The organism is Mycoplana dimorpha (assembly GCF_003046475.1).
Classification (GTDB): Bacteria; Pseudomonadota; Alphaproteobacteria; order Rhizobiales; family Rhizobiaceae; genus Mycoplana; species Mycoplana dimorpha.
Genome location: NZ_PZZZ01000003.1, coordinates 600,947 through 620,909 on the forward strand (window position 1 = coordinate 600,947; position 19,963 = coordinate 620,909).

Below are 19,963 nucleotides of genomic sequence, written 5' to 3' on the forward strand. Positions count from 1 at the left end.
TCGGCCTTACGCCCGCTCGCAATGTCATGCTTCTGCCGCCTCCCGGAGAGGGGCGTGCGCCCAACGAGCCGGCCGGCCGCGACGGTGCCGCGCAGCGCTCCGACCGGGACCGATCCAACGGGATCTCCGAGCTCCACGAGCTGGAGGTCTCCGACGTGATGGTGCATCGCACCGCCATGCGCGGCATCAATGCCGACGAGGCGCCGGAGGCGATCGTGCGCGCCGTGCTCGACAGCCCCTTTACCCGCATGCCGCTGTGGCGCGGCTCGACCGACAACATCATCGGCGTCGTCCATGCCAAGGACGTGCTCAGGGCACTCGCCGAGCCTGGCATCGCGCCGGCGACGGTCGAAATCGCCAGGGTGGCGCAAAAGCCCTGGTTCGTTCCCGATACGACCAGCCTGAAAGAGCAGCTCAAGGCCTTCCTGCGCCGCAAGCAGCATTTCGCCATCGTCGTCGACGAGTATGGCGAGGTGCAGGGGCTGGTGACGCTCGAGGACATTCTCGAGGAGATCGTCGGCGACATCTCGGACGAGCACGACATCGACCTGCAGGGCGTCCGCCAGGAGGCGGACGGCTCGATCGTCGTCGACGGCAGCGTGCCGATCCGCGACCTCAATCGGGCGCTCGACTGGGCACTCCCCGACGAGGAGGCGACGACGATTGCCGGCCTCGTAATCCATGAGTCGAAATCAATTCCCGAGGAGCGCCAGGCCTTCACCTTCCACGGCAAGCGCTTCATCGTCATGAAGCGGGTGAAGAACCGCATCACCAAGCTGCGCATCCGCCCGGCCGAGCCGCCACCCGCAGCAAGGTCCTGAGCCTGGTTCGGCTTTCAGGGCGTCCGATTGGGGGCACAACGCAGGAGATCTGGATGCCGTAGGGCGCAGCCCCGGCAGGACTTCCGAATCGCACGGCAAATGACAAGCCACCCACGGGCGCTTTGGCGTTCTACGCCCCGTCCGAATGCGTCCGGCCGGCATAACCCCGATTATCGGCCCCGGTCCGGGAGGACTACCAGCGAACCGGCTCGCCCGGTGCTGCGGCCTCGATCGCCAGCGCGTGCAGCCCGGCCTCGAACTCGTCCTTCACCAGCTCGTTCACCATGCGGTGGCGGGCCACGCGGGTTTCTCCGGCAAAGCGGGCGGAGACGACGCGGATGCGCAGATGCGTCTCGCCCGCGCCGGTGAAGCCCCGCTGGTGGCCGGCGTGCAGGTGGCTCTCGTTGATAACCTCGAGCCGCTCTGGCGACAGCGCCTCGGTCAACCTATATTCGATCCGGGATTTCACAGACATCCGACGCCCTGAACGTTGCGCTTTGGCGCGGCGCTTGCGCGCCAAAATGAGCCCACAAAGCCAGCAACAATCGGCTTTGTCAATTCTTGTTGTGCTCCCCTCGGAGCCCCATAATTGGACCCATGAAGCTCGATTCCAAATACTTCGACCGGATCCGGACGCGCCGGCGCGTGGAGCGTCCGGAACCCGTCGCGCCGACCTGCCAGTGGGACGGTTGCGACCAGCCCGGCGTCCATCGCGCGCCGGTCGGCCGCAATGCCGAAGGCCAGTTCTTCCTGTTCTGCTTCGAGCACGTCAAGGAGTACAACAAGGGCTACAACTACTTCTCCGGGCTCTCGGACACGGAGATCTCCCGATATCAGAAGGAGGCCATCACCGGCCACCGGCCGACCTGGACGATCGGCGTCAACAAGTCGGCGAAGAACGGGCCGGCGCACGGGCATGTCCGGTCCGGCACCGCCGGTGCCCAGCAGCGCATCCGCGACCCGTTCGGCTTCGTCAACGAGGGGCGGGGGCGCGGCCCGCGCATGGAGCCGCGGGCGCGGAAGCTGAAGACGCTGGAGGCGAAGGCCTTCGACACGCTCGGCTTGCATGCCAATGCGACTGCCGAGGACATCAAGACGGCCTACAAGGCGCTCGTAAAAAAGCACCATCCTGACGCAAATGGCGGAGACAGGGGATCGGAAGACCGTTTTCGCGCGGTCATCCAAGCATATCAATTGTTAAAGCAGGCCGGGTTCTGCTAGAGCAAGTCGGCAGCAACAGGACATAGGGCGGATGCGAGCGGCGTCTGCTGCGGAGACATTATGAGCAAGATGGATCTTGATATTTCCAACCTCCCCGATACCACGGTTTCGGTACGGGAGGTCTTCGGCATTGACACGGATATCCGCGTCCCGGCCTATTCGAAGGCGGACGCCTACGTGCCGGATCTCGATCCCGACTACCTGTTCGACCGCCAGACCACGCTCGCCATCCTGGCCGGCTTCGCCCACAACCGCCGCGTCATGGTCTCCGGCTATCACGGCACCGGCAAGTCCACCCATATCGAGCAGGTCGCCGCCCGCCTCAACTGGCCCTGCGTGCGCGTCAACCTCGACAGCCACGTCAGCCGTATCGACCTCGTCGGCAAGGACGCGATCGTCGTCAAGGACGGCCTGCAGGTCACCGAATTCAAGGACGGCATCCTGCCCTGGGCCTACCAGCACAACGTCGCGCTCGTCTTCGACGAGTACGATGCCGGCCGTCCGGACGTGATGTTCGTCATCCAGCGGGTGCTGGAATCCTCGGGCCGCCTGACCCTGCTCGACCAGAGCCGCGTCATCCGCCCGCATCCGGCCTTCCGGCTGTTCGCCACCGCCAACACCGTCGGCCTCGGCGACACCACCGGCCTCTACCACGGCACCCAGCAGATCAATCAGGCGCAGATGGACCGCTGGTCGATCGTCACGACGCTGAACTACCTGCCGCACGACAACGAGGTCGACATCGTCGCCGCCAAGGTGAAGTCGCTCGCCGAGCGCAAGGACGGCCGCGAGACGATCTCGCGCATGGTGCGCGTCGCCGATCTGACGCGCGCCGCCTTCATGAACGGCGACCTTTCCACCGTCATGAGCCCGCGCACGGTCATCACCTGGGCCGAAAACGCCGAGATCTTCGGCGACATCGCCTTTGCCTTCCGGGTGACCTTCCTCAACAAGTGCGACGAGCTGGAGCGGGCGCTGGTCGCCGAGCACTACCAGCGCGCCTTCGGTGTCGAGCTCAAGGAGAGCGCCGCCAACATCGTGCTGGAGGCGACGGCCTGATCGGCCGCACAGGTGACACATGGCTGCGCGCGGTGACAATTCCAGGCCGAGACCCGGTGCTCCGGTCGATGTCGAGCCCTTCCGGCGGGCGCTGACCGGCTGTATCCGTTCGGTCGCCGGCGATGCCGAGATCGAAGTGGTGTTTGCCAACGAGCGGCCCGGGCTGACCGGCGAGCGCATGCGCCTGCCGGAGCTGTCGAAGCGACCGACCCGCGACGAGCTTGCCGTCACGCGTGGCCTCGGCGACTCGATGGCGCTGCGCAAGGCCTGCCACGATGCGCGCATCCACGCCACCATGTCGCCGCCGGGCACCGACGCGCGTGCCGTCTTCGATGCGGTCGAGCAGGCCCGCGTCGAGGCGATCGGCACCAACCGCATGCCCGGCATGGCCGCCAACATCGGCTCGATGCTGTCGGAAAAATACGCAAGGGCCAATTTCGGCGCCATCACCCGCCAGGCCGACGCGCCGCTCGAAGAGGCGGTGGCGCTGCTGGTGCGCGAGAAGCTGACCGGCGAGAAGCCGCCGGCCTCCGCCGGCAAGGTGCTTGATCTCTGGCGCGGCTTCATCGAGGACAAGGCCGGCGGCGATCTGGCCGATCTCGCCGCCGCGATCTACGATCAGCAGGCCTTTGCCAAGGTCGTCCGCCACATGCTCGCCTCGATGAACGTCGCCGAGGATATCGGCGACGACGAAACGGAGCCCGAAGACCAGGACAGCGAGACCGACGAGGACCAGCCGCGCAGCCAGGAAGAGGACGAGAGCGACGCGCAGGAGGAGGCCGGCGACGAGGCCGCGCCCGCCGACGAGAACCAGTCTGCCGAGGAGCAGATGGACGAAGGCGAGATGGACGGCGCGGAGATTTCCGACGACGATCTCGCCGACGAGGAAAACGAAGACAGCGAGACGCCCGGCGAGGTCCGCCACCCCGGCATCTTCGGCGACTTCAACGAGAAGGTCGACTATGCGGTCTTCACCGAGGAGTTCGACGAGACCATCGCGGCCGAGGAGCTGTGCGAGGAGGCGGAACTCGACCGCCTGCGCGCCTTCCTCGACAAGCAGCTCGCACACCTGCAGGGCGCCGTCGGCCGCCTCGCCAACCGCCTGCAGCGCCGGCTGATGGCGCAGCAGAACCGCTCCTGGGAGTTCGACCTCGAGGAGGGCTACCTCGACTCGGCGAGGCTGCAGCGCATCATCATCGATCCTCTGCAGCCGCTCTCCTTCAAGCGCGAGAAGGACACGACCTTCCGCGATACGGTGGTGACGCTCCTGATCGACAATTCCGGCTCGATGCGCGGCCGGCCGATCACGGTGGCGGCCACCTGCGCCGACATCCTCGCCCGCACGCTGGAGCGCTGCGGCGTCAAGGTCGAGATCCTTGGCTTCACCACCAAGGCCTGGAAGGGCGGGCAATCGCGCGAAAAATGGCTCGCCGCCGGCAAGCCGCAGGCCCCCGGCCGCCTGAATGACCTTCGCCACATCATCTACAAGTCGGCGGATGCGCCCTGGCGGCGTGCCCGGCGCAATCTCGGCCTGATGATGCGCGAGGGGCTGCTGAAGGAGAACATCGACGGCGAGGCGCTGATCTGGGCGCACAACCGGCTGCTCGGCCGGCCCGAACAACGCCGCATTCTGATGATGATCTCCGATGGCGCGCCGGTTGACGATTCAACCCTGTCGGTCAATCCCGGCAACTACCTCGAGCGCCACCTGCGCGCCGTCATCGAGCAGATCGAGACGCGCTCGCCGGTCGAGCTGTTGGCGATCGGCATCGGCCATGACGTGACGCGCTACTACCGCCGCGCGGTGACGATCGTCGACGCGGACGAGCTTGCCGGCGCGATGACCGAACAGCTTGCCTCGCTGTTCGCCGACGAGGCCACGAGCCGCAGACGGCCGGGTGGCTTGCGCCGCGCCGGCTGACCAGCAAATCCGACGGCGCAGCGCAGCGCACGCCTGCAAGGGGAGCCGATGATGCGACTGTCCGCCCTGTTTGCCGCCGCGCTCGCCGCCGGCGTCCTTGTCTGGCCGCTCGCGGCCACCAGCGCCGGCCTTCAGGTCGATAGCAGCACGATTTCCCATTTCGGCGTCGGCTCCATGGAGCGCGCCTTCGGCCGGCTCGAATTCGTCGGTGGCATCAGCTATTCCTCGCCCGACCGGCTCGTCGGTGCGGTCTCGGCGATCCGGTTTCGACCGGACGGGACGCACTTCGTCGCCGTGCTGGACACCGGCCATTGGATGACCGGAGCGATCCGCCGCAACGAGGAGGGCGCGCTTTCCGGGCTTGCGGAAGTGCAGGTCAGTTCGATGCTGAACGCGGAGGGCAGGGACGAGAACGCCAAGTGGATGATGGACGCCGAAGGGCTGGCGCTCGCGCCCGGGGTCGCCATCGTCAGCTACGAGCAGCGCCACCGGGTCGATGTCTATCCCGATCCGGGTTTTGAGAGGTCGGCCCCGAAGGGCAGCTACCCTATCCCGTTTCCGCGCTCCGAACTCAGCACGAACCGGGGCTTCGAAACGCTGGTGGTCGCCCCCGCCGACGGGCCGCTGGCGGGCGCGCCACTGATCGTCGCCGAGCGCAGCCTCGACGCGCACGGCAACCTGCTCGCAGCCATCCTCGACGGTCCGATGAGAGGTAGCTTCACTGTTGTGCGCAACGATCCCTGGGACGCCACCGACGGCGCCTTCCTGCCGAACGGCGACCTGCTGCTGCTGGAGCGCCGTTTCCGGCTTGCCGACGGGATCGGCATGCGCATCCGCCGGATCAAGGGCGCCGACATCAGGCCGGGCGCCGTCGTCGACGGCGAGGTGCTGATCGACGCGGACATGAGCCACCAGATCGACAACATGGAAGGTATCGACGTGTTGCAGATGCCGGACGGCGACATCCGCATCATCATCGTTTCCGATGACAATCATTCGATCCTGCAGCGCGACCTCATGCTCGAATTCCGCCTGATCGGCGGCCAGCACCCCTCGTGATTCTGGCCGGGATTGGTGTCGGCTTTGCGCTGCAAATACTGGACATGGCTCTATGACCGGAAGCGAGCCATGAGCGGAAAAAATAAAAGCGCCGGCGAATAATTCGTAAGCCGCAGGTGTCTATTCCCGACAGCTTGAACGCTTTCGGGAGATCGCATCATGAAACATCTCGGCACGCTGACAGTGCTAGGCGCCTCCATTTTCCTAGCGTCCACCGGACTGGCTTCGGCCGGCAATGTTCATGCGGTAACGGGAACGACCGGTCAGCCCAACCAAACGATTGGCAGCGCTCAGACGGGGAGTGCCACGCCGGGCCACGCCAGCACTGCCCGGGGTTCGGCCTTCAACCCGAATGGGATCGCCGGAACACACTACGCCGGCCAGCAGCCGCAGAACTCGAAGAATCCGAAGAGCGTATCCCAGTACGACGTTGGCGGCTTCCAGCAGTCCCATAATCATTAGGTAAATCATCAGGTGACGGGATTGCGCATGGCAGGGCCGTCCCCGGTGACTGTTTCGCTGCGGCCTCCAGCCTGAGGCCGCAGCCCGCCGCGGCCGACGAGATGCGCCGCCGAACGCCAGGCATGATGGACGATCCGGTCGAGCCGGCGGGCGGCGTCGATCCGCGCGAAAGCATGCTCGTCACCATCTTGAAACGCCAGCCGTCAGGCCGCCGCCTTCTCGACCCCCGGCATGGGCTTCAGCGTGCTCATCAGCGCGCCGTAGGGAAGCAGCATCACCAGCCCCATGAGCAGCTTCACGCCGAAATCGGTGAGCGCCCAGGAAACCCAGCGCTGCGTCTCGGCGGCGAAGACACCGAGGACCGGAGCGTTCTCGATCGCAAAGGGTTCGTTCGGACCGATCATGACGAAGAACGGAGCGAAGGCGAGGGAGAAGAAGACCAGCGTGTCGAGCGCCGAGCCGAAAAGCGAACCGACCAGCGGCGCCCGCCACCAGGTCTGGCGGCGCAGCGTGTTGAACACCGAGATGTCGAGCAGCTGGCCGAGCAGGAAGGCCGAGCCGGAGGCGATCGCAATGCGTGGCGAGGCGACGGCGAAGGAGAAGACGATCGCGACGGCAAAGCCGGCGATCACCACCTTGCGCGCCACCCTCGGCCCGAACTGGCGATTGGTCAGATCGGTGACGAGGAAGGCCACCGGATAGCTGAAGGCGCCGAAGGTGAGGATATCCCCGAGATTGATCCCAAAGAGGGTCCAAGGCAGCGGGTACTGCACGAGGATATTGGAGGCGATGACGACGAGCGTCATCATCAGCACGTAGATCAGGGTAATGCGGTTCGCTTGCATTTTTTTATCCTGGGTGATGCCACCAGTTGGAGGAACGGCGATGTTATCAATGAAATGAGGCCTGGCCGGCAATCCGGCCAAGCCTCATCAAATCAGTCGCTGAAGGTCGCGCCAAAAATCAGGCGGCGGTCTTCTTGGCGATCTGGCGGCGCAGCAGGCGGGCGCGCATCGACAGTTCGTTCTCGTCCGCCTTCAGCAGGAAGGCGTCGAGGCCGCCGCGGTGCTCGACCGAGCGGAGCGCCGCTGCGGAAACGCGCAGACGGAAGCGCTGGCCAAGGCTGTCGGAGATCAACGTGACGTTGCACAGGTTCGGCAGGAACTTGCGCTTGGTCTTGTTGTTGGCATGGCTCACATTGTGGCCCGACTGGACGCCCTTGCCGGTCAATTCGCAACTACGGGACATGGATGCACCTATTCTTCTTTGGGTTCGGACAATACGATTCCGGCGCCGTGTCCGGCCGCAGTCCGTCTGGCCTTATTGGAAAGTCGCGGTTCTATAGTCACCCACGGCGCTGGCGTCAAGCCAAACCTTGGCGCATTCGGGGAAAACGGTTGCAAACCGCCGCGGTTTTCGGCCAATAGCCGGTCCGCAACTGCCGTGGCCGACGCAGATGGCAACGGCGTAGAATCGCCGCAAAGAAACGTATAGTCGATCCGACAAGGAGCGGTTGGGCGGATGAACTGGCGCAGATGCATTGCAGCGATGGGCTTGGCGGCGGTGACGGCTGTCCCTGCGGCGGCCGACGAGGTAAGGCATCTCACGGATTACAGCATCCGCCTGGCCGGCTTCCCGGTTGCGACCGCGAGCTTCCGCTCGCAGTTCGACGGCAGCCGCTATGTCATTTCCGGGCGGATGGATTCCGCCGGCCTGGCCGAAATCCTCGCCAGCACGCATGGCACGACCTCGGTGACCGGAACCGTTTCCGGCGGCAAACTGCGTGCTGCCAGGTACTCCATGTCCTATCGCAGCGGCAAGAAGGCGCGGGCGATCGACGTGACCTTCAACAACGGCAATGTCGTCAGCGCCTCGCTGCGGCCGGAACGCCGCCAGCCGGACAACTGGGTTCCGGTCCGGCCCGCCGACATGCGTTCCGTCATCGACCCGATCTCGGGGCTGATCATTCCGGCCAACTCCAACGTCTGCTCCAAGACACTGCCGATCTTCGACGGCGAGTCGCGGATGGACATCAGGCTGGTGGACAAGGGAACCCGATCCTTCTCCACGGACGGGTTCAACGGCGAGGTGAAGGTTTGCGGCGTCCGCTTCGTGCCGCGCTCCGGCTATCGCAAGGGCCGCCGCGACGTCGAATACCTGCGGAGCCTGACGACGATGGAAATCTGGTTTGCCAAGGCGCAAAGCGTTGATATGTATGCGCCCGTCTATGTCCGGATCCCGACGAGCCTCGGTCCGGTGACAGTGTCGGCCACCCGCTTCGGCGGCTGATGCATCCAGCATATACGGGGGAGTTATCTTGAAGGCGACGTTCATCGGTTTTACGGCGATCCTCATGTGGTCGCTGCTGGCTCTCTTTACGGCCGCATCGGGCAAGATGCCGCCGTTCCAGCTCTCGGCCATCTGCTTCCTGATCGGCTCTCTTCCGGGCATCGCCGTCCTCGTCGCGCGGCCGGATCGGCTGAAGCTGCTGCGTCAGCCTGCCAAGGTCTGGATCGTCGGCATCGCCGGCCTGTTCGGCTATCATTTCCTCTATTTCACGGCACTGCGAAATGCGCCGGCGGTCGAGGCCGGGCTGATCGCCTATCTCTGGCCGCTCCTGATCGTCGTCGGCTCGGCGATGCTGCCGGGCGAGCGGCTGCGCTGGTATCACGTCGTCGGCGCGCTGGCGGGACTGTCCGGTACGGCGCTGATCGTCGCCCGCAACGGCATCGCCTTCGACGGCGCCTATACGCTCGGCTACGGCGCCGCGTTGCTCTGCGCCTTCACCTGGTCGGGCTACTCGCTGCTGACGCGCCGGTTCGAAGCCGTATCGACCGATGTTGTGACCGGCTTCTGCCTCGCCACCTCGGCCCTGTCCTTTGTCTGCCATCTGGCACTGGAGACCACCGTCTGGCCGTCGACCGGCTTCGAATGGTTCGCCATCCTCGGCCTCGGCCTTCTGCCGGTCGGCGCCGCCTTCTATGCCTGGGACTACGGTGTCAAGAACGGCGACATCCAGATCCTCGGCGCTGCAAGCTACGCCGCCCCGGTCCTGTCGACGCTGGTGCTGATCGTCACCGGCTTCGCCGAGCCCTCCTGGCGGATCGCCGCCGCCTGCGCACTCGTCACCGGCGGCGCGGTGCTGGCGGCCAAGGACATGATCTTCCGCGGCAAGCCGGGCGTCGCCGCAGAAGGCGCCGGAGCCTAGCCCTCAGGGCGCCAGCCGGGCGGCGCCATTTCGAAGGCGTCGAAGGAGAAGCCCGGCGCGACGGTGCAGCCGACCAGCGTCCAGTCCCCGAGCGGCTCGGCCGATTGCCACCAGCCGGCCGGGACGATCACCTGCGGGCGCTCGCCCCTTGCCAGATCCGCCCCGAGCACCTGCGTGTTGTGGCTCTTTCCATCGCCTGACAGCGACAGCGCCAGCGGCCCGCCGGCATGGTAGTGCCAGATCTCGGCGGCGTCGCGCACCCGATGCCAGTGCGATCGCTCGCCCTTTTCCAGGAGATAGTAGATCGCGGTCGAATGGCCGCGCGCTCCGCCTTCGGTGTCGCGAAAGGTCTCCACATACCAGCCGCCCTCGGGGTGGCGCTCCATGCTGAGGGTGGCGATGATCTCGGCGGGCGTCATCAGAAGTGGTCCTTACGGGCGCGGATCTCGGCAAACACCTCCGCATCGCTGGCGCCTTGCATGCCGAGATGGGCGCGGATTGCCGGATCGGCGGCGCGCAGGAACGGGTTTGTCTCCTTTTCCAGGCCGATCGTCGTCGGCGCCGTGAAGCGGCCGGCGGCGCGCATCTGCTCGATCTCCGCGGCGCGGGCCTTCAGGGCGGCATTGTCCGGATCGACGCTCCGCGCGAAGCGGGCATTGGAGAGCGTGTATTCGTGGCCGAAATAGACGGTGGTGTCGGCCGGCAACGCAGCGAGCTTCGACAGCGATTGCCACATCTGCGCGGCCGTGCCCTCGAACACCCGGCCGCAGCCGAGCGCAAACAGCGTGTCGGCGGCAAAGAGCAGTTTGTCCTTCGGCAGGTTGTAGCAGACGTGCCCGAGCGTGTGTCCGGGCGTTGCGATCACCTCGACCGGATGGCCGGCGAAATCGAAGCGGTCGCCGTCGTCGACGCGCCGCTCGATGCCGGGAATGCGGTCCGCCTCGCGGGCCGGGCCGATGATCGTTGCGCCGAACTGCGCCTTGAGCGCTGCGTTCGCCTCGACGTGATCGCCATGGTGGTGGGTCGTGAAGATATGGGTTAGCCGCCAGCCGCGCCGTGCCAGCGCCTCCAGGATCGGCTGTTCCTCCGGCGCGTCGATGCTGGCGGTCGTACCTGTCGCGGGATCGTGCAGGAGAACGCCGAAATTGTCGCTCCGGCAGCCGAAAAGTTCGATATCGAGCGGATTCATCGGTCGTCCTCCTGAAGGCTCGTCAATGAGGGCAGGAATGTAGCGGGCTGGGCCTTGAAGTCCACCGCCCGGTCGGTAACATCCCGCCCATGCACGCTGATATTGTCGATCTTCGCGAATTTTACCACTCTCCCCTCGGTCACCTCGCGGAGCACTCGATCACCATGGCGCTCGCCTCGATCTGGGCCCGGCTGCCGGAGGAGCGGCTGGTCGGGCTTGGATATGCCGTGCCCTACCTCGAGCGGTTCCGTGCCGATACCGAGCGCACCTTCGCCTTCATGCCGGCGGGGCAGGGGGCGGTGAACTGGCCGGTTGGCGAGGCGTCCGCCACCGCCCTTGTCTTCGACGAGGAACTGCCGCTGCCCGATTCCTCCATCGACCGCATCCTGATGGTGCACTCGCTGGAATTCGCCGAGAACCCGCGCGAGACGATGATGGAGCTCTGGCGGGTGCTGGCGCCGGGCGGGCGGCTGATCATCGTCGTGCCGAACCGCCGCGGCGTCTGGGCGCGCATGGAGCACACCCCGTTCGGGTCCGGGCGTCCCTATTCGCGCCGTCAGCTGACGAGCCTGCTGCGCGAGACGAACTTCACGCCGGGCGCCACTGCCGAGGCGCTGTTCTTCCCGCCCTCAAAGCACCGGGCCATCCAGGGGCTGCGCAGCGCCTTCGAACGGCTCGGCCGCACCCTGTGGCCGATGTTCTCCGGCGTGCTGGTCGTCGAAGCGCAGAAGCGCCTCTACCAAGGCCTTCCTGTCGCGGCGCGCGCCTCCCGGCGCGTCTTCGTGCCGGTGCTGGCGCCTTCCGGCGTGCCCTCGACGCGCGCAATGCTGAAGCGCGGCCCCCTCGACAATCGCCCGCCGCGCCGGTAATTGCTGGCGCAGCCGGGCGCGGAGCGGCGTCCATCGCGGGAAGGGCGGCAAGCATGTCGGAGCAACAGTTTGGCAGGATCGCGCTGATCGGCATCGGGCTCATCGGCTCGTCGATCGCCCGCGCGGTCAAGGAGAAGGGTCTGGCAGGGTCGGTGGCGATCGCCACCCGTAGTCCCGAGACGCTGCAGCGGGCGCGCGAACTCGAGCTCGGCACCGAATACCATCTCGACGCCGCCGAGGCGGTCCGCGACGCCGATCTGATCATCGTCTCCGTTCCCGTCGGCGCCTCCGGCAGCGTCGCAAAGGAGATCGCCCCCAACCTCAAACCCGGCGCCATCGTCACCGATGTCGGCTCCACCAAGGGGTCGGTGGTGGCGCAGATGCTGCCGCACATCCCGAAGGGCGTGCACTTCATCCCTGGCCATCCGCTCGCCGGCACCGAGCATTCCGGCCCCGACGCCGGCTTCGCCGAGCTGTTCCGCGGCCGCTGGTGCATCCTCACCCCGGTCCACGGCACCGACAAGCTCGCCAAGAAGCGGCTGGCGACCTTCTGGGAGACGCTCGGCTCCAAGGTGGACGAGATGGACACCGAGCACCACGACAAGGTGCTGGCCATCGTCTCCCACCTGCCGCACATCATTGCCTACAACATCGTCGGCACGGCGGACGACCTGGAGACGGTGACCGAATCGGAGGTCATCAAGTACTCGGCCTCGGGTTTCCGCGACTTCACCCGCCTTGCCGCCTCCGACCCGACCATGTGGCGCGACGTCTGCCTGCACAACAAGGACGCCATCCTGGAAATGCTGGCGCGCTTCTCCGAGGACCTTGCCTATCTGCAGCGGGCGATCCGCTGGGGCGATGGCGAGAAGCTTTTTGACCTCTTCACCCGCACCCGCGCGATCCGCCGCTCGATCATCGATGCCGGACAGGATACGGCTGCGGCAAACTTCGGCCGGCCGGGAGACTCGCCGGCCGAATAGGACAGTTGGCCGCCGGGCGGGTCAAAGCGCCGCGATGGTGGCGATCGGAATGAGGCCGAGATAGAGCACGCCGTCATTCGCCCGCAGCTTGACGCGGGCGTTCTTGCCGCCGGAAAGACCGCGGATCGTATCGGCGATGCTGGAGGCGGTGTCGGCGATTTCCGGAAACGCCTGCGCCACGGCATCGCGCAGCGCGTCGATGCCGCTAATCTCGAGCTGGAACTTGCCGGAGAGAAGTCCCTCGTCGTCGATCGCGAAATTGCCGGAGACGGCGGCCGAGTTACCGTTGCCGAAATCGACGCGGAGGTTGCGAATGTCGCCCTTCGTGCGGCGCGGCGCATTTATCGGCGGTCCGTCCTGCAGCCAGCCGGCGGCGTCGGCAATCGTCATGTCCACGATGACGTCGGCCTTCGGAACCACGGTGTCGGCGGCCGTCAGCTCGAGACCGTCCAGGGACAGGGCGGCATCCAGCGCCTCGCCGTTGGCGCGCAGATGGGTTTCGCCGTGGCGGGCAAGGAAGGCGAGCTTCGTTTCGCCCATGTCGGCGGTGAAGGTTCCCTTCAGCCCGTTGGAGGCGATCGAGGCGCGCTCCAGCCCGACGGTGCCCGCCACCGCGCTCGCCTGCATGAGGTTCCAGTCGGCTGTGAGCGCGATATCGGGCGAGACCCGCACCAGTGCCGGGCCGTCGAGCTCCATCACGGCGTGGCCCGGCCGATAGACCTGTGCCGCCGAGCGCAGGGCGCCGAAGCTCGCCGAGGTGCCGGTGCGCTTGTCGTCAATGCCGACGGCGTCGCAGAAGACGCCGATCCGGAATGGAAAGCCACGTACCTCGAGCCCGGTGCAGGCGACGGCGACGGACGCGTCGGAGAGGCGGTGGCGGACATAGCCCTTCAGCCGGTCCGCACCGAAGAACCACGCCACCGTGTAGAGGGCGAGGAAGGCAGCGATGGCAAGAGCGAGAATCCATACCTTGCGCGCGCTGGTGCCGCCGGTGGCGCCATTCATCGGTGTCATGCCATTCTCCATTGCGGTGGAAGCGATTCGCGCTGCCTGCTTGCTCTTGCTCTTATGCACGAGGTCGGCGCAAATCCGCAGCGCACTTTCACGCGACTTGCATTAGATTGCGTCGACGACGGGAGAAAGTCCCTAATTGCGGCGGCATTCGGGTAGATTCGGGAACCAACAGTGGACAGGGATGAGTTTTGGGTCTTCGGCTATGGTTCCCTGATGTGGAATCCGGGCTTCGAGGTCGAGGAGAGCCGCCCCGCGCATCTGCACGGCTTTCGACGCGCGCTCTGCGTCCGCTCCTGGGTACATCGCGGCACGCAGGAACATCCGGGCCTCGTGCTCGGCCTCGATCGCGGCGGTTCCTGCCGCGGCATGGCCTTCCGGGTGGCGCCGCAACGCTGGCATGCCGTCGTCGACTACCTGCGCGAGCGCGAGCTCGTCACCCATGTCTACAAGGAACGCACCCTTCCGATCCGCCTTGACGGAGGCGTGCGCAAGGGGGCGCTCGTCTATGTCATCGACCGCGCGCACCATCAGTATGCCGGCGCGCTGACGGTCGAGGAGGCGGCAGCCACTGTCCGCGCAGCCAGGGGCAAGTCCGGCCCGAACGTCGAATACGTCGCCAACACGCTGGCGCATCTGCAGCAGATGGGCATCCGTGACCATTGGCTGGAAGAGGTCGGGCGTGCCGCCGGCCTGCTGGCGAGTGGCGACTGAGGGGGCGGCTTCTCAGACGCCGCGCGCCCGCAGCTCCGCCACCCGCGCCGCCGCCGTCGGCGGAAGCGGCAGGTGGGGATTTGCGTCCACCGTTTCGAGCAGCAGCTTGTCGCTCGCCGTCTCCATCACGTCGACGAGATGGGCGAGGAAATCATCCGGGTCCATGCCGGGCGGGATCGCCGGCAGGATGCGGACCTTGAAGTGGCCCGGATAGCGCAGGAATTTGCGACGCGGCCAGAACAGGCCCGGATGCATGACGACCGGCAGGACCGGCACCTTGAGGTCGCGGTAGAGCCGGGCGATGCCGTACTTGTATTCCGGCGGCGCTCCCGGCGGGCGGCGGGTGCCCTCGGGATAGATGATCAGCTGCCGGCCGCTGCGCATCTCCGCCTTGGCGCGTTCCATGACCGCCGCCATCACCTTGCCGCGCGCGCCGCGGTCGACCGGCACCATCCGCTGCTTGAGCAGGTACCAGCCGAAGAGCGGGATCCAGGTGAGCTCGCGCTTGAGGATGTAGAACGGGTCGTCCTGCCAGGGCAGAAGCGCATAGGTGTCCCAGAGCGACTGGTGCTTGGGCGCGAAGATGTAGCCCTGGCCCTTCGGGATGTTTTCCAGGCCCTCGACCTCGAAGGTGGTGCCGACGATCTTCGCAAACAGCCAGTGATTGCTGCGCGCCCAGTTCTTCGGGACCACCAGGGCCTTCTTGCGCGGCAGGAGGAAATAGGCCGGCGATAGCACGATCATCTGGCCGATCAGGTTGAGGTAGAAGACCAGGTTGAACAGGATGGACCGCAGGACGATCATCAGGCGAAGCTCTCCTATCATGTCCGGTCGGACAGGCTGCGCGGTGAAGGGTGAGCTTGCCTACACGATATTTCGCCTGGCGGAAACCGGCTTGCGACGCGGACTCAGTCCGTCTGGGCGAAGGAGGCCTGCGCCGTCTCGTCGCGCCGAAGCCCGCTTGCCGTCCCCGCACCGATCACCTCGCGAGCGACCGCGACGGAATATTTCAGGTATTCCGACAGGATCGCCCGCATCACCCGCTGCTCGCCGAGCCAGCTGCCGTTCTTCAGGTCGGTGTTGATGACGGGATAGGACAGGAACTCGGTCTGCCGGTCGCTGCGGCGCAACTCGAGAAGACTGCGCGGCATGTGGTAGTTGTTGGTGACGACCAGCACCCGGCGGTAGCCGTGGTCGCGAATCCACTGCGCCGTTTCGTTGGCATTGCCGATCGTGTCCATGGCGTCGTAGCCGATGTCGACGCAACAGTCGAACAGGGTGGAGGAGCTCTGCGTGAAACTGCGGATCTGCCTGCGACTGGTGGTCGGATTAACGCCGGAGATCAGCAGGCGCTCGCCCGCTCCCTGTTTCAGGAGATCGATCGCCTGGTCGATTCGCTGGAAGCCGCCGGTCAGCACGACGATGCCGTCCGCCTGCGGATTGCGCGGCGGCTCCATGCCGGCGACCGTTTCGGCAAAGTAGAGGAAACCCGTGACCAGCAGGCCGCAGGCCAGAAGCAAAAGGAGCAGGAACAGCCGCACGAAGCGCCGGATCGGGCGGATCCGCCAGCGCCGGGCTGGCGGTCGATCCTGCGTCACCGTGTCTGTCGTGTCGTCCGTCGCGGCCATGATTCTCTTACATAACTGGTGATTGCGGCAAGCACGAGTCTCAGCTGTCCGGCAGCCCGTCGGTGCGCGCCGGATCGGAGCGGATGCGGTCGATCTCGAAGATCGTCCGCATCACCGTGAAGCGCGCCGTCAGCGTCGTCAGAAGGGCAATGACGATCATCGTCGCGGCGATGCCGAGATAGCCGCCGACCCCGACCGAGAAGGTGCCGAACAGCGCGGTCGCCTGGTCGCTTTGCGGGGTGGCCAGCGAGCGGGTCTGCCAGAAGCCTGCCGCGGCGAAGACGATCGCCGCCAGTGCGCCGCCGGCGAACGAGCCCTTCAGGCTGATCTTCAGGAAATGCTTCTGGAATTCCGAAGCGACGAATCCCGCCTCGGCGCCGACGAAGTGCAGCACCTCGATGATGTGCCGGTTGCCAGACAGCGTGCCGCGCGTGGCAAACACCACCGTCAGCACCATCGCCGAGAAGACGAGCACCAGCACGGCCGTGCCGATCCACGCCGTGGTCTGCGCCATCGCCACGAGCCGGTTCACCCAGGTCCGGTGGTCGTCGAGGACGGCCTGCGGGATCGTCTGCGCCAGCGCCTCGCGCATTCCGGCGAAATCCGGCGGATCGCGCTCGTCGATGGTGATCACGACAAGCCGCGGCACCGGCAGTTCGTCGAGGTCGAGGCCCTCGCCGAGCCACGGCTCCAAGAGCCTCGCGGTGGCGGCGCGGTCGATGATCTGCCCGTCCTTCGTGCCGGAGAACGTCATCGCGAGGTCGCGCGCGTCGCGCAGCGCCGCCTCCATGTCCAGCTTTTCGTCCGGCTTGATCTGGATGGTGATCTCGCGCGAGATCTGGCTCTGCCAGCTCGCCGCCGTCGCCCGCACCATGCTGACGGCGCCGTAGGTCAGGCAGGCGAGGAAGGCCATGATGGCGATGACGCACATCAGCGCGTTGCCGGCGACGTTGGCCGGCGGCACGATCGGCGCCGTCGGCCGCACGCGCATCTCCGGCCGCTTCGGCGGTGCGGGCTGCTGCGGCTGCTGTTTTGCGCCCTCACTCATAGATGTCGAGCCGCCCTTGCGAGAGGATCATGCGCCGCGCGTCGACCTGGTCCATCAGCGACAGGTCGTGGGTGGCGATCACCACGGCGGTGCCGAGCCGGTTGAGTTCGAGGAACAGGCTGAGCAGGCGCCGCGCCATCGGCGGGTCGACGTTGCCGGTCGGCTCGTCGGCGAGCAGCAGTTCGGGCCGGTCGATCAGCGCGCGGGCGATCGCCACGCGCTGTTTCTCGCCGCCCGAGAGCACCGGCGGCAGCACGTTGATGCGCTCGCCGAGCCCCACCCATTTCAGCAGGTCGAGCACGTCGGCGCGATAGGAGGCTTCCTCCTTGCCCCGCACCCGCAGCGGCAGCGCGACGTTCTCGTAGGTGGTCAGGTGCTCGAGCAGGCGGAAATCCTGGAAGACGATGCCGATGCGGCGCCGGAGCATCGGCAATTCGTCGCGAGGGATCGTCGCGATGTCCCGGTCGAAGGTCCGCACCAGCCCGCGCGTCGGCTGCAGCGACAGGAACAGCAGGCGCAGCAGCGTCGACTTGCCGGCGCCCGAAGGGCCGGTCAGGAACTGAAAGGATCGGCGCGGAATGTCGAAGGTGAGATCGCGCAGGATCTCCGGTCCCATGCCGTATCGCAGTCCGACATTTTCGAAATGTATCAAACCGGTTCTCGTCGTTGCGCGCAGGCTTCGGCCTCGCGGATTGCACGGAATCAAGGCCCATCCAAGGCCGGTTTCCGAAGCATTAACCAATATGGTTTACGTTTCGTAAGAATCCGTTTCAATGCCCGACTTTTTGCGGGCGACACGGTTTGCGACCGACAGGGAGCCCTGCCATGAGCGCATCCGGCGCACGGCGCGACAGAAGCGTCCGCATCGATCTCCTGCCGCCGGAGCCCGGCACGCGGCGGCGAAGCCCCGCGGCGGCGCGGCCGAAGCCCGGCGTCGTCGATGCCGAGTTCGTCGTCCTTCCGGCCGCCCCGGCCGCCCCGGCCGCACCGGCCGCCACTGCCGCACGGGCTCGGGGCGATCGCCACCGCGGCTCGTCCACCACCGCGATCGTCTCGCAGGCAGGCAGCTTGATCGCCGCAGGTCTCGTCCTCGCGGCACGCCTTGTCGAGCGGCTGTTGCAGTTCCTGCCGGCCCGTGCCTTCGGGGCTCTTGTCGCCGCTGCGGTCGCAGCAAGCTTCTTCTTCGCCGGTGGCCTTTCCGCGCTCGCAACCGTTCTTTCGGGGGGTGTGCAGGACCGCGGCGTGCGGATCGAGGCCGTTTCCACCTCGCTCGACGATCGCGACGGCCTGAAGGTGCTTTCCGTCTACGGCACGGTTGCGAACCGCTCCCCGCAGGCACGGCCGGTGCCGGCCATCGTCGTCGACGTCATCGCCGGCGGGCGCTCGGTGGCGCGACATCGCATCGATCCGGAGCAGGACAGCCTGCCGGCCGGCGCGACGAACCCGTTCCGGCTGCGCATCCCCCATGGCGGCGCAAACATGCCGAAAGTGGCCGTTTCCTTCGTCCCGGCGGGTGCACCGTCGCCGTGAGTGTGCTATGCGGCTGGCTGATGCGGCAGGGCGCCGCGACAGTCACGGAGCCAGGTCGCCATGCAGATGGTAGTGCGCGGAAAGAAGATCGAAACCCTCTACAGCGCCGAGGAGATCGCCCGGCGCAACATTGATATGGCTGCGCAGATCAAGGCCGGTCCGACCGAGGACCTGCTGGTGATCTCGATCCTGAAGGGCTCCTTCATCTTCGCAGCCGACCTCATTCGCGCCATGCATGCGACCGGACTGGCGCCCGAGGTCGAGTTCATCACGCTCTCCAGCTACGGCAAGGGCACGACGTCACAGGGCGTCAAGATCGTCAAGGATATCGATAGCGACGTCCATGGCCGCGACGTGCTTTTGATCGACGACATCCTCGAATCCGGCCGCACGCTGCGCTTCGCCAAGGAGCTGCTGCTGGAGCGCGGCGCCCGGCACGTCACCATCGCCGTGCTGCTGGACAAGCGGGTCAAGCGCGAGACGGATCTCGAGGCCGACTACGTCGGTTTCGAGTGCCCCGACCACTTCGTCGTCGGCTACGGCATGGACGTCGCCTATGCCTTCCGCGAGCTGCCCTTTGTCGGCGTCGTCACTGGCGACGCAGAATAGAACACAGCCGCCGCTAATCCCCTCGGCGTTTACCGATCGCAAACGAAACTCTGGTCTTTTCGGGCCCGAAGCAGCGATAGGCATGGCGCGCATGCGCGCCGCACGGACAGGGCCGGATGAGATAGGCCCGGAGGGAACACCATGGCGAGAATTCTGATCACCGAGGACGAGGATGCGCTTCGTCGCTTCGTGGCGCGGGCGCTCCGGCTCGATGGACATGAAACGGTCGAGGCGGCGGACGGCGCGCAAGGCCTCGAAACCCTCGCCGAGGGCGAATTCGACCTGCTGCTCTCTGATATCCGCATGCCGGTGATGGACGGCATCGAGCTTGCACACAAGGCTGCCGAGGCGTGTCCCGACCTCAAGATCCTGCTGATGACCGGCTATGCCGAGCAGCGGGAGCGCGCCGAGGACCTCGCCTTGAAGATCGTCGACGTGGTGGCCAAGCCCTTCAGCCTGCCCGATATCCGCACCGCCGTCGCCCGCGCGCTGGCGGCCTGAGGACTGGCGCCCGACAAGAGACACTTTGCGGACGCAGGCAAGCCAACTGAGGCACGGCCAACAATCTGGATGATCGCGCCGTGCTTCAAGGCTTTTGCAAACTAAATTGAAAGCTTCTACCGAAGCCGGC

23 protein-coding genes and 1 pseudogene are annotated in these 19,963 nt (G+C 66.3%); 14 read left to right on the forward strand and 10 right to left on the reverse strand.

The genetic code is table 11. From position 1 onward, the window contains the following. Positions 1 to 98: 98 nt before the first annotated feature. A pseudogene (locus C7449_RS09705) lies at positions 99 to 821 on the forward strand (transporter associated domain-containing protein); the annotation flags it as partial. A gap of 193 nt (positions 822 to 1,014) precedes the next feature. Here the strand turns inward: C7449_RS09705 and C7449_RS09710 are convergent. Further along, positions 1,015 to 1,296 (reverse strand): BolA family protein, encoded by a 282-nt coding sequence (locus C7449_RS09710; protein ID WP_108002569.1) that lies wholly within the window; start codon positions 1,294 to 1,296, stop codon positions 1,015 to 1,017. A gap of 122 nt (positions 1,297 to 1,418) precedes the next feature. On the opposite strand from C7449_RS09710, the gene C7449_RS09715 reads away from it, so the two are divergent. The 5 genes from C7449_RS09715 (at position 1,419) to C7449_RS09735 (ending at position 6,543) form a co-directional block, all read left to right on the forward strand. After that, positions 1,419 to 2,042 carry a J domain-containing protein gene (locus tag C7449_RS09715; RefSeq protein WP_374828179.1) on the forward strand — a complete coding sequence of 208 codons (624 nt, stop codon included), beginning with the start codon at positions 1,419 to 1,421 and terminating at the stop codon, positions 2,040 to 2,042. 60 nt (positions 2,043 to 2,102) lie between these two features. Beyond that, positions 2,103 to 3,101 (forward strand): cobaltochelatase subunit CobS, encoded by a 999-nt coding sequence (gene cobS / locus C7449_RS09720; protein WP_108002570.1) that lies wholly within the window; start codon positions 2,103 to 2,105, stop codon positions 3,099 to 3,101. A 19-nt stretch (positions 3,102 to 3,120) separates the two neighbouring features. Further along, entirely contained in the window at positions 3,121 to 5,022 is a 1,902-nt protein-coding gene (cobT, locus tag C7449_RS09725) for a cobaltochelatase subunit CobT (RefSeq protein WP_108002571.1), read from the forward strand. 51 nt (positions 5,023 to 5,073) lie between these two features. Next, on the forward strand, positions 5,074 to 6,081 hold the full coding sequence (locus C7449_RS09730; RefSeq protein ID WP_108002694.1) for an esterase-like activity of phytase family protein: 1,008 nt from the start codon (positions 5,074 to 5,076) through the stop codon (positions 6,079 to 6,081). A 159-nt stretch (positions 6,082 to 6,240) separates the two neighbouring features. Then, positions 6,241 to 6,543: an adenylate cyclase gene (locus tag C7449_RS09735; RefSeq protein WP_108002572.1), complete on the forward strand. Its 303-nt coding sequence runs from the start codon at positions 6,241 to 6,243 to the stop codon at positions 6,541 to 6,543. A 203-nt stretch (positions 6,544 to 6,746) separates the two neighbouring features. On the opposite strand, the gene C7449_RS09740 is transcribed toward C7449_RS09735, so the two are convergent. Beyond that, on the reverse strand, positions 6,747 to 7,388 hold the full coding sequence (locus tag C7449_RS09740) for a VUT family protein (protein ID WP_108002573.1): 642 nt from the start codon (positions 7,386 to 7,388) through the stop codon (positions 6,747 to 6,749). Positions 7,389 to 7,506: 118 nt separating this feature from the next. After that, positions 7,507 to 7,791 carry a 50S ribosomal protein L28 gene (gene rpmB / locus C7449_RS09745; protein WP_108002574.1) on the reverse strand — a complete coding sequence of 95 codons (285 nt, stop codon included), beginning with the start codon at positions 7,789 to 7,791 and terminating at the stop codon, positions 7,507 to 7,509. Positions 7,792 to 8,064: 273 nt separating this feature from the next. Here rpmB and C7449_RS09750 point away from each other — a divergent pair, with 273 nt between their 5' ends. Both C7449_RS09750 and yddG read left to right on the forward strand, forming a co-directional pair. Further along, a complete protein-coding gene (locus C7449_RS09750) occupies positions 8,065 to 8,832 on the forward strand; it encodes a DUF3108 domain-containing protein (RefSeq protein WP_108002575.1) in 768 nt (255 codons plus the stop codon). A 25-nt stretch (positions 8,833 to 8,857) separates the two neighbouring features. After that, entirely contained in the window at positions 8,858 to 9,751 is an 894-nt protein-coding gene (yddG, locus tag C7449_RS09755; protein WP_374828183.1) for an aromatic amino acid exporter YddG, read from the forward strand. Here yddG and C7449_RS09760 read toward each other — a convergent pair. After that, on the reverse strand, positions 9,748 to 10,170 hold the full coding sequence (locus tag C7449_RS09760) for a cupin domain-containing protein (RefSeq protein WP_108002576.1): 423 nt from the start codon (positions 10,168 to 10,170) through the stop codon (positions 9,748 to 9,750). The genes yddG and C7449_RS09760 overlap by 4 nt on opposite strands. Continuing rightward, positions 10,170 to 10,940, reverse strand: coding sequence for a hydroxyacylglutathione hydrolase (gloB, locus tag C7449_RS09765; RefSeq protein WP_108002577.1), 771 nt, complete (start codon positions 10,938 to 10,940; stop codon positions 10,170 to 10,172). Before gloB ends, C7449_RS09760 begins: the two co-directional genes overlap by 1 nt. Before the next feature lie 89 nt (positions 10,941 to 11,029). Here gloB and C7449_RS09770 point away from each other — a divergent pair, with 89 nt between their 5' ends. Together C7449_RS09770 and C7449_RS09775 are read left to right on the forward strand one after the other, a co-directional pair. Then, complete coding sequence (locus tag C7449_RS09770; protein WP_108002578.1) at positions 11,030 to 11,809, forward strand: class I SAM-dependent methyltransferase; 780 nt, start codon at positions 11,030 to 11,032, stop codon at positions 11,807 to 11,809. Between the two features lie 53 nt (positions 11,810 to 11,862). Continuing rightward, positions 11,863 to 12,792, forward strand: coding sequence for a prephenate/arogenate dehydrogenase family protein (locus tag C7449_RS09775; RefSeq protein ID WP_108002579.1), 930 nt, complete (start codon positions 11,863 to 11,865; stop codon positions 12,790 to 12,792). A 21-nt stretch (positions 12,793 to 12,813) separates the two neighbouring features. On the opposite strand, the gene C7449_RS09780 is transcribed toward C7449_RS09775, so the two are convergent. Continuing rightward, positions 12,814 to 13,806 (reverse strand): DUF2125 domain-containing protein, encoded by a 993-nt coding sequence (locus C7449_RS09780; RefSeq protein WP_170115841.1) that lies wholly within the window; start codon positions 13,804 to 13,806, stop codon positions 12,814 to 12,816. A 171-nt stretch (positions 13,807 to 13,977) separates the two neighbouring features. On the opposite strand from C7449_RS09780, the gene C7449_RS09785 reads away from it, so the two are divergent. Beyond that, positions 13,978 to 14,517 carry a gamma-glutamylcyclotransferase gene (locus tag C7449_RS09785; protein WP_280952467.1) on the forward strand — a complete coding sequence of 180 codons (540 nt, stop codon included), beginning with the start codon at positions 13,978 to 13,980 and terminating at the stop codon, positions 14,515 to 14,517. A 12-nt stretch (positions 14,518 to 14,529) separates the two neighbouring features. Here the strand turns inward: C7449_RS09785 and C7449_RS09790 are convergent, their stop codons facing one another. From C7449_RS09790 to ftsE, 4 genes are all read right to left on the reverse strand, one after another. Continuing rightward, on the reverse strand, positions 14,530 to 15,321 hold the full coding sequence (locus C7449_RS09790) for a lysophospholipid acyltransferase family protein (RefSeq protein ID WP_108002581.1): 792 nt from the start codon (positions 15,319 to 15,321) through the stop codon (positions 14,530 to 14,532). Positions 15,322 to 15,425: 104 nt separating this feature from the next. Then, complete coding sequence (locus C7449_RS09795) at positions 15,426 to 16,145, reverse strand: YdcF family protein (protein WP_108002582.1); 720 nt, start codon at positions 16,143 to 16,145, stop codon at positions 15,426 to 15,428. 40 nt (positions 16,146 to 16,185) lie between these two features. Continuing rightward, complete coding sequence (locus C7449_RS09800; protein ID WP_108002583.1) at positions 16,186 to 17,193, reverse strand: cell division protein FtsX; 1,008 nt, start codon at positions 17,191 to 17,193, stop codon at positions 16,186 to 16,188. Continuing rightward, positions 17,186 to 17,845: a cell division ATP-binding protein FtsE gene (gene ftsE / locus C7449_RS09805; RefSeq protein WP_170115842.1), complete on the reverse strand. Its 660-nt coding sequence runs from the start codon at positions 17,843 to 17,845 to the stop codon at positions 17,186 to 17,188. Before ftsE ends, C7449_RS09800 begins: the two co-directional genes overlap by 8 nt. 173 nt (positions 17,846 to 18,018) lie before the next feature. Here ftsE and C7449_RS09810 point away from each other — a divergent pair, with 173 nt between their 5' ends. The 3 genes from C7449_RS09810 (at position 18,019) to C7449_RS09820 (ending at position 19,833) form a co-directional block, all read left to right on the forward strand. Further along, positions 18,019 to 18,723, forward strand: a complete 705-nt coding sequence (locus C7449_RS09810; protein ID WP_170115843.1) for a hypothetical protein — start codon at positions 18,019 to 18,021, stop codon at positions 18,721 to 18,723. A 66-nt stretch (positions 18,724 to 18,789) separates the two neighbouring features. Next, entirely contained in the window at positions 18,790 to 19,332 is a 543-nt protein-coding gene (hpt, locus tag C7449_RS09815) for a hypoxanthine phosphoribosyltransferase (protein WP_108002698.1), read from the forward strand. 141 nt (positions 19,333 to 19,473) lie between these two features. Then, positions 19,474 to 19,833: a response regulator gene (locus C7449_RS09820; protein WP_108002585.1), complete on the forward strand. Its 360-nt coding sequence runs from the start codon at positions 19,474 to 19,476 to the stop codon at positions 19,831 to 19,833. Positions 19,834 to 19,963 lie beyond the last annotated feature (130 nt).